Raw genomic sequence first — 15,196 nt, forward strand, 5'->3', positions numbered from 1 at the left:
AGTTCATTCTTGACTTGTTTAAAGCCATATTCAATCCAGTTTCTTAAACTATAAAGTTGAGCAACGTTGAGTTGAAGCTCAACAGATAAATTAGTCATAACATACCAGCTTTCATCTCCTGTTGGGTCAGGAACATTACTTTTACTAATTTGGTAATATCTCAAGCGACGGCGTTGGCCTCCCTTTTTCTTGTCTCCTGTTTCGTCAATACATAAAATTATTTCTCTTTCTCCAATCAACTTTTTTGTCAAATACAGCCTCATTTCTCTTAATTTTTTGACACTCCACAGTGCATCTCTCAAAAAATGATCTAGTGATTGACCATCTTTTAATCCTGCTATTTTCCCTATCTCTGGTAGCGATTTGGTTCGGATGGATGATCACATTCCCAAGTGTAAATACTTGAATGCCTCAAAATGTCTCACATCCTCAAATATTGAATAATAGTGTTGACAGTAGTTATCTATGAACCCGACTGTATTTACTGCTTAAGAGCGCTGCGTAACCATCAGAGTTACTTACTGTTTCAGTTTTTCTTCCTGATTCTACTCTCCCCGTAGTAACAAAAGAGGGATTAGACTTTATGTTATTCAAAGTCAGAACAAATGCTGAGACTATCAATTAAATTACTACTGCACTACCTCCATGACGGTACTGTACCCCTTCCAGTCTAATTCATCCCGCAAATATGCAACGCCCTTATTTGTCAAGGCGGACATTTATCTGTCAAATTGGACAATAATTTGTCAACGCAGATAAATAATTAGTTAATGTACAGTCATGTTTATTGTCGAGTTGATTCATGCATTTTTCAAATTCCATGACTTTTACCAATTACCCAATTACGCCGGAAAAACCGAGCTAAAGCTGATTCTTCTAAAGATAGATAAATTGGGCGTCCGTGGGGACAGGTGCGGGGGTTGCGAGTGCGTTGCCAATTATCTAAAAGTGTCTGCATTTCTTGTTGATTCATCGGTGTACCGTTACGAATGGCACTGCGACAGGCGACAGCTACTTGAGCTGTTTGTAAATCGCCTCCCCAACTAAGTTCTAAAATTGCTTCTGCACAGTCGTCTCGCTGCTGCAAAGGTGCGGGTATATTACGGACTGCCCAAAGTTGTTCGCCAAAGGGTTCTATTTCTAAACCGATGCGTTGCAGTTGTGATACTTGCGCTAGCGATAATTGATAAAGAATTATTGGCGGTTCGACGGGTAAAAGTTGCCAATCATCGCATAATTGCTCATACAAAACTCGCTCATGGGCAATGTGCTGTTCTACTAACCACATACCACCTGAATGTTCCGCCACAATATAAGTATTGCTAACTTGAGCGACAGCTTTTAAAGAGTTAGGAGTTGAAAGGGAGGGGTTAGAATTTTTGTGATTTTCGTTGGAATTTTGAGGATTGAAATTGTAACCCCCTCTGGCTTCTGCAGCTTTGAGTAATTTACTAACTCGTGTTATGTGAACAGCTTCTTTAAGATTGTTAGAAGAGATGCTGAGTGCTTGGTTAATTGCTTGGGTAATTTGCTCTTGCCAATAAATGATTTCGTTGAGGTAAATTTCTGTTTTTGCTGGATTGCGATTCCAGTTAATTTGATTGGGGGAAATGGCAAGATGTAAGAAACAAATTGGATAGCGATCGCGTGGTAATGTTCTGTGAAATGCTGATAATATCGTTTGCTCTAGTTCCGGTGTCTTCACCATCCTGCCGTTAATGGCTACACGTACCCAATCTGGACGATGACGATGACAGCGATCAGGTAATCCTACCACTAAATTTAGTGCACAGTGCTGAGTGCTGAATGGGGAGTTAGGAGTGCTGAATTCTGAATTCTGAGTTCTGTCTTCTGAGTTTAATGGGTTGGATATTTCGAGTTTTATTTCTTGCAAGTCACCTTGTCGCACTTGTGGTAATATCTGCGGTAGCAACTGCCCAATTGTGGCAGCCGGACAGATGGTAAACCATTGACGGTCATTTTGCCAAATCTGCCAGGTGACGTGGGGATGACAGAGGGCGATTTGGTAAATTGTGGCTTGCACAGCTTTCATTTGCTGTGCTGTTGTGGGTAATCCCTGACGACGAGATGAGCAATTACCGAAAAGATGGGAAACTGTAACTACTGTACCAGGTGCGATCGCAGTTACTTCAACTTGTACAACTTTCCCACCATCGCCATAAATTATCCGCCATCCTAATTTTCCACCCAGAGGACGACTCAAAATTTCCAAATCTGCCAGAGTTGTCAAACTGTGCAACGCCTCACCACGAAACCCCAAACTGTTAATTTTCCACAAATCGGCACTAGAGCGAATTTTACTAGTGCTGTGAGCTGTGGCTGCTTGTTGCAAATCATCTAAGTTCATTCCACAACCATTATCTGCCACACGAATTCGCCATTGCTGCGGCCATAGAGAAACCACAATTCGCGTTGCACCTGCGTCTAGGGAATTTTCTACCAATTCCCGCACCACAGAGGCTAAAGAGTCGATTACCTCTCCGGCTGTAATGAGATATACAACTTCTGTTGGTAGAGCTTGAATAGTAGATGCCATAAATTATAGTTTATAGCTTCTGGGGGCACGCTATATACCAATACGATTCACTTAATAAAAATTCTCGGTTGGGTTAAGCAAAGCGCAACCCAACAAAGCCGCAAAAATATTAGGTTTATACCTCAAACGCCACTTGCTTTAAATCGGGAAACCGCAAGGGCGCAGTGGCTCCCCAACCTACGCAATTTAAGGTTAGTTTTTGGCGCTAACCCAAGCGTATTGCGCTATATACGACTCATAACAAGAATCCTTTCTCAGCAAAAAATGAACCACAAATAAACACCGATAAATTATCTGTGTGCATCTGTAGTTTAATTTCTAAAACATTAATTTTTGCAAGATATCTATTGTGTATTACAACTTTTTCTATGGCATCAGAAGAAATTAGTAATTGCAACATTAATTAACATTAAATCACCTGACTTTATGAATATTTTTAGGCGATCGTTAATTAGTATCTCTCATGGACAAAATTTTAGCTGGTTCAGGTTTGAGTAAACCGTTCAACAGTGATGCAGGAGGTTGACTGTAAGGCCAAGCAAAAGCATGACGGAAAGCTGCATCTTGACAAGCTTGTAGTTGTTCAAAACTAATAATATTGTAAGTCAAGAGATTCTCATACTCAAACGGTAGACGCACATTGTGCAATCCAGCATTATCAGTACAGATAGCGATATCAACCCCAGCATCAAGACAACGATCAAAAACTAATTTGAGTTGACGTATATCCTGTAAAGTTCCAGTTTTTAGATAAGTTGTCGGACAAACTTCCAAACATTGTCCGCGTCTAGCCACATCATTAAGTAACTCTGGATATAGTAGGGGAATTTGAATGCCGTGACCAATCCGCATCAAATATGGTAATAGTTCTGAGTAACAACCAGCAGTGGTTTCATATAGATGTCCGGTGGTGTTAACGCCCAACGATCGCGCATAATCATATAAGCTAATCCATTCTTCTAAGCGATCGGCGTAATAACTATCACCTCCGGCTACATCTACTGCACAGACATACTGTTGATTTTGCGCCGCCAAATCAACAATCGCCTTGTTCACCTCATAAGGTAAGCGCGTGTGCATACAGAGAATTTGGCTAGTAACAATCGGATATTCTGGCTGGTGGCTGGCAAGTCCTACGACTCGCACAATTTCTGCCATCTTGTCAATTCTTTCGGATTGACTCAGATGCTCAGGTGTCCGCAAATAAGGAGTGTAGCGCAGTTCCAGATAAGCCAAATTTTCAAATATGTAAGCACCCCGGACCAAGCGATAGATAAAGTAAGGCAAAGTCTCCACAGTTTGCACGCTTTCTACCAGGGTGTGTAATTCTAGATACTCATCTAAGGTGTTACGTGGGCGGGTATAAAAATCTTCAAAATCTGAATAGTCAGCAAAGCGGGAAATTAACTCTGTAGAATGTCGCTCGAAATATCGCCATAAAACTCGTGGTACGACCGAGCCGCCTAGATGTCTATGTAATTCAGCGTATAAAGCCATAGTGGTATTTTTAGGTAAAGTTAGAGGTCGAGTAGAATGTCGCCATTCTACCTTCCCATTCAGAACCGTACTTGCGACTTTCACCGCATACGGCTCCTTATTGAGTCGGTGTTTTTCACACACACCGCGTTGCCCACTTTTGGGCTTAGGCGGCTAGAAAAGGTTTTGTTCTAGATATCTTTCTAGCTCTTGATTGCCAACAGCCTATTGGTCACGAGCTGTTTTATAATCGTGGCAATGTCGATGGAGTAATTGTTTATTCTTGACCAAGTTAGTTCCTCCTTGAGAGGTTCTAATAATGTGGTCAACTTCTAGTTCTAGGTTAATATTTATTGCTAATTGCCGCTTTACCTTCTGAGACGACGTGCCTACGTCAGCTTGTCCCTTGAGTTACCAAGAGCATTTGCTTCTTAGGCAATCCCACCCAATACGTCGTACACCTGAGTGACTGCTTGTGATATCGACCTATCCCAAGAGAACGCATTGGGTTACTTCGTTCCTGATTTCCGTTTGACGCTGATTTTAGGTTCTTCCTGTCCGCCGGGTTACTTTTAGATACAATCTTAAGGAAACATAAAATCTCTTGAGCTTTGACAATAGAGAAATTATTCTTTGTCCATTCACCTTTCCCATTTTGGGCAAGCCAATAACCTGCGTAGGCTTATCAATCATTACGACGGTTCTGTAGGAAATTCGTGTGCTGACCATTGACCAGCTATAGGTGACAGAGTTAATTAGTCAGGTTCTGATGTACCGCCTCACTTTCCCAGCTTCTACAATTTGATACTCATTCTCTTCGTAGTGGGATATGTTGTCACCACTTGCATTTATGGGGATAGAATTTCATCATCACGGTAATTAAGTTGTTAAGGTTTATTTCAACTATTACGACAAGCTGAGAGCCTTACCTCGCTTACATTTACGACTATTTATCGTCTATTTTTGCGAGAACTAATCGCACAACTAATTGCACAATTTCAATGATTGTAACAAAAACATCGAGAGAAAAATCTTCTATCAAAAAAATTTAGTTCCAACTTCTTTGGAGCAAAGGTTTCCCTTCATCTGGATTTCAATAAATACTCCAACCTGTATGCGCGAACGATTTGGTGGCTTGGAATTAGATAGGGTTGAGAGCAACAGATAAATTTATGCCTTCTACCTCGTGCACTAGTATTTGCAGCATGAATAAACTTGACATTACCAAGATTAAATTGATAGCATTAATATCCTTGATTTTTGTGCTATACTAAAATAACATTGCTATTGTTAAGCAAGTGAGATATATTAATATATTTTTCCTTTAACAAAGCAAATTCCTGGCAAGGTTGGTATTAATTGAAAATTCAAGCGTTGGAAGTCAAGGCTGGCGATCGGATTATTGCTTACTGCAACAATAAAATGCAAATCTGCAAGGTAAAACGCATTTTAGATCCAGGTCAAGCTAATATCACACTATCAGTATTCACCTCTGAAAATTATCGCGGTTGTTCAGTTTCATCTATAGTCCGCTTCCAAAGCAACGCCTTAGTTGATTTGGTAAGTTAAAAACCAAGTAAATATTCAAGCTCAAAAATATTTCTAGCTATTGTCCAGCCTCAAACTGGACAAAATTTTTGTTAAAGGTGCGATGCCTGTGGTAAATGCTCGCCTACGCACATACAAATTCGTTAATTGTAGCTATAGCAATCGCCAAGGTGATTAGGATACTAGGTTCAAGACAAACTCGATTCATCTCGTAGACAATCAAATTTGTCAAGTTGTTTGCGGGTACTGCTCTTAAGCCAAGACCAACAGTTTTCAATTTTGTTTAAGTCAATTTCTATAGATGATTTTTCTGAAAATGCAAAACGCCATTTAGTTATTGGTAAACTGTTCCAGATATAATTTGCATATCTAAATTTAATTAAAATATTGTGGGGTGGACAGCGTTCAGCTGACCTATACTGAGCGTTATTGAAGTAGTGCTGATGTTAAAGTCTTGCCCACCCTAATTATGCAAGTTAAAGGTGGAACAGCTTATTGCTAAACTTACCTTCCAGTTTATGGCTTTTTTCAGTTCTTTTTCACATCACGAGCCATGTTGAGGTAGTAGTCGTCAAGTTTGCCATTAGAACGATGGCGGTTAGTGGCAGGAATTTTAGCAATGTTATCCCGATTCGTTTCAATTGGTTGTTTAGCTGAAGCTTGCTTTATGTTTTGCACCTGATCAGATTCCAAGAAATAACCAGACTCACTGAATCCGAAAAGCTTGCCAAAAAAACCAAATAAATTTCCGAAAAAATTAGAAATACTTTGGAATAAAACACCAAACAAGCCTTCAAAACGAAGGAACAAGTTCCGAATAAATTGAGTTAGACGAAGCATAACAGCACCTTCAATGATTGCCTATTATCCATTGTGACTCAATTTAGATTCGGGGATTGCTGCTATGGCAAAAATCTACCAGTAGGTAGGTATAATTCCCATAGCCCCTAATTTTCCTGAACCAGTAAAACCGATTTCACAGGACGCTTGATAGAATTTCCCTCCAAATCAACCTTCCCGTAAAAGGTTTTCCCATTGTAATAAAGCGAAGACGAACTTCCTCCATCCAGATTCATCGCTTGATCGGCACCAAGAGTTTTCATCAAATCAGCTAATGCTGGCAAAGATATTCCAGAGTTCGCGGGAGCCAAGGGTTTTTGAGCCACCATAACTAAAATAACGCTGCCATCACGGGTGATACCTACGGCAGTTCTGGCATTGGGTTGGTTGCTGCCAAGCGCATCTCGTTTATTGGCATTGTCTACAAAGCCCTCTTTTTCTAAGGTAAGTTCTGGTAATAGGCGTGGGCCAGCACCTATAGCATCAACTAACTGACAACCTGCTGGTGGTGACTGACTGTGTAGGGTAATGGAATAGCGGATAGTTTGCCCGCATAAGTAGCGACGGAATTCTGTGCGATTGAATATTTGACCCAAATAAGATTTTAAGTTGGGATTGTTCACCAGCCGCTCGTTTTCCTTGGGATCAGCTACCAACTTCCCTTGTCGGACAACATAAGATGTAGTTTTTTGGTTGGCTGGGTCAAAAAAGCCTGCATTCAAAATAGCTACGGCTTGATGCTTTTGGGCAAATTCTTCTACAGTGGCTACCTTCTGTGATAATGCAGGAGTCACCAAAAATTTGTTATTAACTGGAATCAACAGGATGTGAGCGATGCCTTGGGGCAAAGTGCGATCAAAGTAGCGGATAGTTTTTGGTGGTGAAGCCGTAATAGTGGGTATTGACAGTGTTGAAAAACACAAATTAAACCACAACATTATTGCCAAACTAATTAGTATCAAAGCCAGTAGTTTGATTTTTTTCACTTTTAAACTCACTTGCAGTTAGCTCAAAAAAGCTGATTTAGTTGATTTAATTAAAATATTTTAAGCTGAATAATAGAAAAGTTGTAGTAGCATAGCCCAGCTAAAATAGTGGACAAAATCTAGCTATTATAGTGTAAACAAGATGTTCACATAGGCGAATGAGACTCCTATAACACAATAAAATTAAGAGTTGTATTAATTATTATTCTTAGTCCAAGAGATTTTTTAGTTACAAGGTTTGAATTATAGATTAAAAAAAATAAAACTTCAGCAATATCTATATTTTGCTCGAATTAACTGACAACTACGAGTACTAAAAACCATCGATTTTCAGCGATTAGCAGACTTATTTAATACTTGGGCATCGGCGATCGCCTCACCAAAACCAGAAGAACAATTGGCAGTTGATGATAAGAGCATTCGTTGCACACTGACAGATTATAGTCAGTCAGATCTAGAACTTTATTTCAGTTGTGTCAGTATTTAGTTACCAACGCGGTGTTGTTATCCAGATGCAAATTTGCGAATAAACAAGTCAGCGAAGTCGCAGTTGTGCAACAGTTAATATCTGAATTTACAGGTCAAAACCTAATGTTTACCCTTGATGCTTTGCACTGTCAAAAAAAACACTATCGTTGATTATCAATGCTGACAATGATTATTTGATTGGATTGAAGCAAAACCAGCCTATGCTCTACAAAATGGCTCAAACTCAATTACAACAATCATCTCCACTCAGTTGTGCCACGGCTATTGATTCGCGGCATTCAAGAATCGTCAAACGCACTAGCCAAGTATTTCCAGTTCCAGAATCACTTCAAAATCAATGGGCTGGACTCAAAACATTTGTTGTTGTTGAGCGTCAGGGTGAACGCGATCGCCAACCATTTCCGGAATGTCAGTTTTACATTTGTAGTCAACATCTCGAAGCTCAACAATTGCTTACTGATACTCAAGGACACTGGGCAATTGAAAATCGACTACACTGGGTCAAAGATGTGACATTTTCCGTTGGCATAGCCTTTCGCAGAGAAGATTTTCCACTGTGTCGTGGTGGCAATGCTCCTGTTAATTGGGCAATCTTGCACACCTTTTTGATTACGAGCGCCAGATTTTTTGGTTTCCGAACTATCCCTCAAGCACAACGCCCCTTATCCAACCAACTCCAAAAAGTTTTTTCTCTGTTTGTATGAAACCACCCTGCTTTTTTAAGGTAGTAAGGGGGGATCAACCAATATTTGATACTTCTCAGACATCCTCTGAGGCACAAACTTCTACATCAACACCACCTGCTAGACCGTTTGCCACTGTAGCTTATCCTAATAGGTCATTAAGTGCTTTTCCCGCACAACTACCACCATTGCTTTATGCTTATAGGGCACTAGGAAAAGCGGTTGATGCTGAAACGATGAAATTGCATCATGATGCACATAATGCTAGCTACGTCAAGAACTTAAATGATGCATTGAAGCAGTATCCAGATTTGCAAAAAAGAAGTGTTGAAGGTTTACTAGTGAATTTGAACAGCGTACCTGAAGATATTCGGACAAAGGTACGTAATAACGCTGGTGGTCATCTCAACGACACAATTTTTTAGCAACTGATGATCCCCAAGGTGGAGGACAACCATCAGGAGCGATCGCTCAAGAAATTAACCAAACTTTTGGCAGTTTTGATGCTTTTAAAAAACAGTTTAACGCAGTAGGTGCTGGAAATGTTGGGTTTCGTTCCTCAACTACCAATTTAAGGTTTTTAGCGCTAACCCAAACGTATTGGAAACTAGCGCTCCAACTTTTTGCTAAATCCCCTTATGTAACATAATTACGAATGACGGATTTTTAAAGTTCGGTGTTTGTTACGGATTATCCATAGTAGAACAATTAGCAATACAAGCGCTTTGATCGTAGATGGCTCCACTACCTTCTTCACTTCCGTGGGGGTTTGAGGAGTAACATTACACGGAATCTCAATGATCTGTGTGTCATCGGAACCATTACCACTAGGGGTCAGATCGCATTCGCCTTTGTTGTTGAGAGACAAAGGTGCATTTCCTGGAGAAACAGGTGGTTGAGCTGAAGAACTATCACCACCTAGTAATAGAAGCAGAATTAAACCGAGACCCCCAACACCGATTATTGGCCAAAGTGGAAAGGAATTAGAACTGTCTGGTACCAAGACATCTCCCGCAGAGCTAGGGAAAGCATCAAAAGCTATTGTTTCTCCATCCAAGGCTAGTGGATTGTCACTTAGCAAAGTATCTCCTGCGATATCTTCTCCTAAGAGATGATTAAATTCCTCTGGAATCGCATTATTGGGGCGTCCGAGTTCCCCACCTTCTTCGGAGTATGGAAAGGATAGTACTTCAAAAATCTTCTGTTGGAGTTGGTTCTGATCTCCAGAACTCAATGCATCCAAGCCTGTAGAGATTTTATCTAAATAAAAATTTGTCATCTCTGGCGATAGACCTAGAGACTGAATTTGCTCTTGAATGTTAGAAATTTTTGAGGCTTCTTCAAATAGCAGTCGTCCGTATGACAATTTCAGGTCTAGTAATCCATTACGAAGGCTAACAGAGTCATTGACTCCTGAGTATGGTGCCCAGTAGAACTGCTTGGTTACAAGTCCGAGTCCTTCTATTGGATTGCGACCAAAACTTTGTCCAAGAAGATATTGAGATCCATCCATGATTGCGGGAGATGCGTTTCTCCAAAATGAGGCGTAAGGCACCGCAGAGAGATTAGGATTATTGCCGTAGAAGTTAGCAAAATTCTGGAAGTTTTTCTCTCCACCGGCTGCTCGGATCAGAAGGTTTTGATAATTAGTTCCACTGTTTAACTCCACTAATCGTTGGATTACCAATCCAGTCTTATTGCAGGTCAGACCAAATCCCACATCACATCCAGGAATGACTCGCATCTGGCTCAAATTCTGGTTATTGATTTGGTACTGGAGATACTCAGACTCCAGTCCTTGTTGGATACCATAGCGTCCAATATTTAGCTGTGCAAAAGCAGACTGACACGTAGTAAGTACTACTGCAACAGATGAAAATGCGATCGCTGCAAAGCGAACTAACTTCGGCATCGCAATTCTTTGAACAATTGATTTAGGCAAGATGCACCTCTACTAAAGGACAACAATTTAATTGGGGATTGGTCATTAGTCATTTGTCATTTGTCATTAGACATGGGGCATTGGGCATGGTTATTCTGCTTGTCCCCTTGTTTCCCTCATCTTCCGCTGCTCCCCAGTTCAACTCTTAGCTAAATAAATGTTGATCGTGATTCCTGTACCTTTGAGATTTCCTGATGAGAGTGTGTGATATAAGACTATCGCTCGGTTTGGTTGGTCAAAAAGATACCCACGACGTGTAGGTTTGATCTTCCCTTCCTTGACTAAGGAAACGAAGGCTTGTAGATATCTACGTATACCTTGACGATTCTCTTTAGTAGTATTCGTATGACGCTCAATCAGCATCATAAAGAAGTCCAAGCTATGATTTTCCTGCCCTTGAATCAGACTGCCTTCATCTAGGAAAGAACTTGCTATCAGCCTGCTATTAACTTGTTTGACCTTAAATAAAGTAAAATAACGTCCCTCTTTTTTGGGATCGTTGGCATAACAGACCCAGGAACCCTCTTTATTTTGTGTAAAACCCTGTTCAGCAAGGTAAGACAGCAAAGAATTACTTGCTTTAGTTTGTGGTGGAGGTAATAAATCTTCAATAGGATCTAAAGAGCAAATCCTCTGTGTTGTTTTCCGTGGATAAACAGCAGGAGTCTGCTGGGTATTGATGCCAAAGGGCTTGTCATCAGACAATTGTGTTGTTTTCGGTGGATAAACAGCAGGAGTCTGTTGGGTATTGATGCTAAAGGACTTGTCATCAGACATTGCCATGCTAGACATTGCAGCCAACGCAGATACCTGGAGAACGATCGCTCCAAACAAACGAACTATGATATTCATGTTTTTCCTGTTACTCTTACTGACTTTGTGAATAATCGAATTTTTACTAGATCGAGATTGATCTAGCAGTCCTAAATTATTTGTTAAATTTAAGTGTTTGCCTAATTTGAACGAGCGTAGCTTAAGTTTTCACTAATCAAATAGGACTTTTATATAGGTAACTAAGCACAAAGAGAACCAATATCTAAATAAAACACACAATGTTAATGTATTCTTGACAATACAGATTGGGCTTTTTGATATTTTTACATATACAAAAAACTATTGACATTGTGTCAAACCTTTTCTATTTACTCTTGTCTAATTTTTTGCCATTATAAGAGGGTTTTATGCCTTTTTTGCTGGCTATGATGATTCCGAAAAAAGAGCCTTAGTTAGCTCTTTAGTACCTTATATAAGCAGATTATCAAAAGCTCTGTGCTTTGCATATTAGGGCTTTTGTTGATTTCCTAGGTAAGTTGAATGATTTTTTGTTTTTTGAAGGTAGCATACCTAACTAGCTGTTTCAGCATGATGGAAATTTGATGTATAAAATAATATCTCCTTGACAGTAAAATAATATTACCATGAGCTTGAGACACGCAACAGTATTGTGGACAGTTATCAAAGTTGTACACTGGGAATCGTAACTACCTCTTCATTAAATTTCATAGCAAATAGTTCAGAGGCAAGCTTAATCTATTTATACACCCCTAGTATTAAGTTCTTAAATACTAGTAGTATGTCAACTTCTATTAACATGTGTTAAATACAACTTTATTAAAACAAAATACGTATAAATAATAGATTGCGATCGCTAACCCAAGTTTTTAATGATCCTACCAGGCGATGTCTATGATGGGCTACGACTATGCACCAAACAAAATTAAGTTAGATTACAAGTATAAAATTTGCGATTTATCACGCTGTTGCTGTTGTTGCCACAAACTTTATAAGCCTGTAAGGCAGAGATTTACGACTTCTCTAATACCAATTCAAAAAATATTTGCGACACATAAGGCATCCAAAATAAAATCATAGCCTCAACATTATTCAGATTGATAATGTTGAGGCTATCAGCATGACAAGCAGCAAATTCTATCGAGAATTGTTGATAAACAGAACTTACACATTGACAGCTAAGACAATAATTGCGTAAGTTCTAAATTAATTAATTCAATTTAATTTATTACAAAGCACTGCGGCTAGTTAACACGTTCCACAAGAAGACTGCAACAATTGCACCTAGAACTGCTACTGCAATACCGGGAATACTCAAAGAGGGAGCCGCTAGAGCAAAGCTTCCTGTACTGAAGAATACACCCAAACTACCACCAATAAAAGCACCAACGATTCCTAATAAAATTGTTGCTAAAATTCCGCCACCTTGATGACCAGGGTAGATAGCCTTTGCGATCGCACCAGCAATTAGACCTAAAACAATCCAAGCAAGAATATTCATTGTTTTTATTTAATAAACGTTTTCTAGTGACAAATACATAATAGCAATCCAAATATTGACATTCAATCTACCAACAGAAGCAATGATCGATAGCCTTGAGGATGAACTCCCTTAATTAGAGATGGATAATAAAAAAAGCTCCTAGTAAGTCTAAAACTAAGAGCTAATAAATTCATTGCTTGATAATAGCAGTATATGCGTTTTTAATGAGTGTTCTCATCTACTTGAAGAATTAAGCTCAAGTTTGAAAGCAGATAGTTTTGTAGGTTCGCACTTAAGTTTACTCAACTTGTAGAACTCTAATGCTGTAAGAGGTTTGCGCTTAAGGATTGGCGTAGCATTTGTAGTAAAGGGCAATTACCTGTACTTGCATTAATGTTAAACAATAAAACCAACTGCTTTACCAATTTATCGTTCTTGCATTTCTTGCTGACGCATGGGCATGGCGTCAATCTGCTTAAAAATTGCTGTTGCTTGCACTGGTGTAGTTTCTTGGCGTTTAATACCACCATCTTTGCCGATCAAAATGACACGAAAATTTTCTCGCTCAACCCCAAAACGATTTCGCAAATTGGCAACAGAAGATTCATCTATTAGCTGTCCGTTGGCATAGCTTTTATCTGTTGCCAAAACTTGAACTAGAACTAAATCTCGGTCTTTAAAACCATTTTTGTGCTGGTTAAATACTTGCATTTGTTGCTGATAGTTATGGTTATCAACAGACGGTGCAAAGATTAGCAGCACCCGGTTTTGCCATTTTTGGGAACTGAGGTTAAATGAAGACATTTTGACAGTATGGGTTGAAGCTTGGACAGTAGCAATGCTGACGGGCAATAGGGCTATAGACGTAGTGATAGTTAGGGCGATTAATACTGAGTTATTCACTTTAGCGATTGTTAAGCTCATAATATAGACTATGACATGAACGAGGTTTAATGAAATGTCAGAAGCTTTTCCAGACTCTTCTCAATTACAACAGTGGCATCAAGGTATTGAAATGGCTAACCGCAATAACATTTTCTGTCATTGTCGTAGTTGTAGCTATGAATGGGTGGACTCTGTGATTGATGCAGTCTGTTGTAAATGCGGCAGCAAAGATATTGAACATATCTCGTGCTGGCAGTTTCCAGATGATTGAATGAGTATCCAGATATGTAGCTAATATAGCGATCGCTACTTTTGACATTTTCTCTCAGAATTACTTTGTTAAGCTGCGGTAATGTCTGCTTGTACATCGAAAGCGGAACTTTCAAAAATACTCTAGTACTCAGATGAATCAACGGTTAACAGTACTCATGTCAGGATAGCGTTCGCCAGCTGCCACATTTTTTGGTGCAACTGTTTCAAGTCGATTCAAATCTTGTTCAGTCAGGACAATTTCGGTAGCTGCAATATTTTCTTCCAAGTAAGTACGGCGTTTTGTACCAGGTATTGGGACAATATCTTCTCCTTGAGCGAATAACCATGCTAAAGCAAGCTGACTAGAAGTTACTCCTTTTTCGCTGGCGATCGCTTTGACTTGCTCTACTAATTGCAGGTTTTTATAAAAATTCTCACCTTGAAAGCGAGGAGAATTTCTTCGATAGTCATCAGGTGCAAGATCGTCAGGGCTAGCGATCGCACCTGATAAAAATCCTCTTCCTAATGGGCTATAGGGAACAAACCCAATTCCTAATTCCCGCACGGTAGGTAAAATTTCATCCTCTGGCTCTCGACTCCAAAGAGAGTATTCTGTTTGCAGTGCAGTAATCGGGTGAACTGCTACAGCCCGTCGAATCGTCGCTGGGGCAGCTTCCGAAAGCCCCAAATAACGCACTTTTCCCAGCTTGACTAACTCTGCCATTGCCCCGACAGTATCTTCAATGGGGACAGTTGGATCTACACGATGTTGATAATAGAGGTCAATTACTTCCACTCCCAGACGTTTTAGCGAGGCATCGCAAGCTTGATGGACATATTCTGGTCTACCATCAACTCCTTTAAAGCCACCATCTTCAGTACGGACATTGCCAAATTTAGTTGCTAAAACTACTCGATTTCGGCGATCTTTGATTGCTCTGCCTACTAGTTGCTCGTTGGTAAACGGCCCATACATGTCAGCAGTATCAAGAAAATTAACTCCCAGTTCTAATGCCCGATGAATAGTAGCGATCGCCTCAATTTCATCCCGACCGCTATAGAACTCAGACATTCCCATGCAACCAAGTCCGATAGTTGAAACTTCTAACCCTTGTTTGCCTAGCTTTCTGATTCTCATAAAATAATCTCCTACTTAGTAATTGGTCTTAGAATATAGCAGTTCCTGCTTGAGTGCAATACAGTATGGGATGATGGAGTATATCAACGTCTAAGTGCCTGTAGAATGAAACCTTACTCCTGTGA

At 39.8% G+C, this 15,196-nt stretch carries 13 protein-coding genes and 3 pseudogenes; 5 read left to right on the forward strand and 11 right to left on the reverse strand.

The features are described 5' to 3' along the window. Window positions 1–251: pseudogene (locus V7K89_RS19415) on the reverse strand (hypothetical protein); the annotation flags it as partial. 327 nt (window positions 252–578) lie between these two features. Between V7K89_RS19415 and V7K89_RS19420 the strand changes: the two are divergent. Further along, window positions 579–674 (forward strand): annotated as a pseudogene (locus tag V7K89_RS19420) (IS1 family transposase); the annotation flags it as partial. Window positions 675–811: 137 nt separating this feature from the next. Here V7K89_RS19420 and mutL read toward each other — a convergent pair. From mutL to V7K89_RS19435, 3 genes are all read right to left on the reverse strand, one after another. Beyond that, window positions 812–2,557 (reverse strand): DNA mismatch repair endonuclease MutL, encoded by a 1,746-nt coding sequence (gene mutL, locus V7K89_RS19425; protein ID WP_335189913.1) that lies wholly within the window; start codon window positions 2,555–2,557, stop codon window positions 812–814. 447 nt (window positions 2,558–3,004) lie between these two features. Continuing rightward, window positions 3,005–4,054 (reverse strand): adenosine deaminase, encoded by a 1,050-nt coding sequence (locus V7K89_RS19430; protein WP_335189929.1) that lies wholly within the window; start codon window positions 4,052–4,054, stop codon window positions 3,005–3,007. A gap of 204 nt (window positions 4,055–4,258) precedes the next feature. Next, on the reverse strand, window positions 4,259–4,387 hold the full coding sequence (locus tag V7K89_RS19435; protein WP_335189931.1) for an HNH endonuclease: 129 nt from the start codon (window positions 4,385–4,387) through the stop codon (window positions 4,259–4,261). 1,005 nt (window positions 4,388–5,392) lie between these two features. Here V7K89_RS19435 and V7K89_RS19440 point away from each other — a divergent pair. Further along, the gene (locus V7K89_RS19440) at window positions 5,393–5,602 is read left to right on the forward strand and encodes a hypothetical protein (RefSeq protein WP_322716912.1); all 210 of its coding nucleotides are present in this window, start codon (window positions 5,393–5,395) and stop codon (window positions 5,600–5,602) included. A 507-nt stretch (window positions 5,603–6,109) separates the two neighbouring features. Here V7K89_RS19440 and V7K89_RS19450 read toward each other — a convergent pair. Further along, window positions 6,110–6,421 carry a threonine dehydratase gene (locus V7K89_RS19450; protein WP_335189915.1) on the reverse strand — a complete coding sequence of 104 codons (312 nt, stop codon included), beginning with the start codon at window positions 6,419–6,421 and terminating at the stop codon, window positions 6,110–6,112. A 107-nt stretch (window positions 6,422–6,528) separates the two neighbouring features. Further along, on the reverse strand, window positions 6,529–7,407 hold the full coding sequence (locus V7K89_RS19455; protein ID WP_335189917.1) for a phosphodiester glycosidase family protein: 879 nt from the start codon (window positions 7,405–7,407) through the stop codon (window positions 6,529–6,531). Window positions 7,408–8,021: 614 nt separating this feature from the next. Between V7K89_RS19455 and V7K89_RS19460 the strand changes: the two genes are divergently transcribed. Both V7K89_RS19460 and V7K89_RS19465 read left to right on the forward strand, forming a co-directional pair. Then, window positions 8,022–8,600, forward strand: coding sequence for an ISAs1 family transposase (locus V7K89_RS19460; protein WP_335189933.1), 579 nt, complete (start codon window positions 8,022–8,024; stop codon window positions 8,598–8,600). Continuing rightward, window positions 8,597–9,129, forward strand: a pseudogene (locus V7K89_RS19465) (superoxide dismutase); the annotation flags it as partial. The gene V7K89_RS19460 and the pseudogene V7K89_RS19465, both read left to right, overlap by 4 nt. 99 nt (window positions 9,130–9,228) lie before the next feature. On the opposite strand, the gene V7K89_RS19470 reads toward V7K89_RS19465, so the two are convergent. The 4 genes from V7K89_RS19470 to V7K89_RS19485 all read right to left on the reverse strand — a co-directional run bounded on the left by V7K89_RS19470 (window position 9,229) and on the right by V7K89_RS19485 (window position 13,720). Next, window positions 9,229–10,521, reverse strand: a complete 1,293-nt coding sequence (locus V7K89_RS19470; protein WP_335189919.1) for a hypothetical protein — start codon at window positions 10,519–10,521, stop codon at window positions 9,229–9,231. Window positions 10,522–10,659: 138 nt separating this feature from the next. Next, the gene (locus V7K89_RS19475) at window positions 10,660–11,373 is read right to left on the reverse strand and encodes a hypothetical protein (RefSeq protein ID WP_335189921.1); all 714 of its coding nucleotides are present in this window, start codon (window positions 11,371–11,373) and stop codon (window positions 10,660–10,662) included. Between the two features lie 1,168 nt (window positions 11,374–12,541). After that, a complete protein-coding gene (locus tag V7K89_RS19480) occupies window positions 12,542–12,814 on the reverse strand; it encodes a GlsB/YeaQ/YmgE family stress response membrane protein (protein WP_335189923.1) in 273 nt (90 codons plus the stop codon). Between the two features lie 408 nt (window positions 12,815–13,222). Next, a complete protein-coding gene (locus tag V7K89_RS19485) occupies window positions 13,223–13,720 on the reverse strand; it encodes a DUF4174 domain-containing protein (protein WP_335189925.1) in 498 nt (165 codons plus the stop codon). 34 nt (window positions 13,721–13,754) lie between these two features. On the opposite strand from V7K89_RS19485, the gene V7K89_RS19490 reads away from it, so the two are divergent. Next, window positions 13,755–13,952, forward strand: coding sequence for a hypothetical protein (locus V7K89_RS19490; protein WP_104909286.1), 198 nt, complete (start codon window positions 13,755–13,757; stop codon window positions 13,950–13,952). Between the two features lie 138 nt (window positions 13,953–14,090). On the opposite strand, the gene V7K89_RS19495 is transcribed toward V7K89_RS19490, so the two are convergent. Then, window positions 14,091–15,071: an aldo/keto reductase gene (locus V7K89_RS19495; protein ID WP_335189927.1), complete on the reverse strand. Its 981-nt coding sequence runs from the start codon at window positions 15,069–15,071 to the stop codon at window positions 14,091–14,093. Window positions 15,072–15,196 lie beyond the last annotated feature (125 nt).

It is taken from the genome of Nostoc sp. (assembly GCF_036917515.1).
GTDB lineage: Bacteria > Cyanobacteriota > Cyanobacteriia > Cyanobacteriales > Nostocaceae > Nostoc.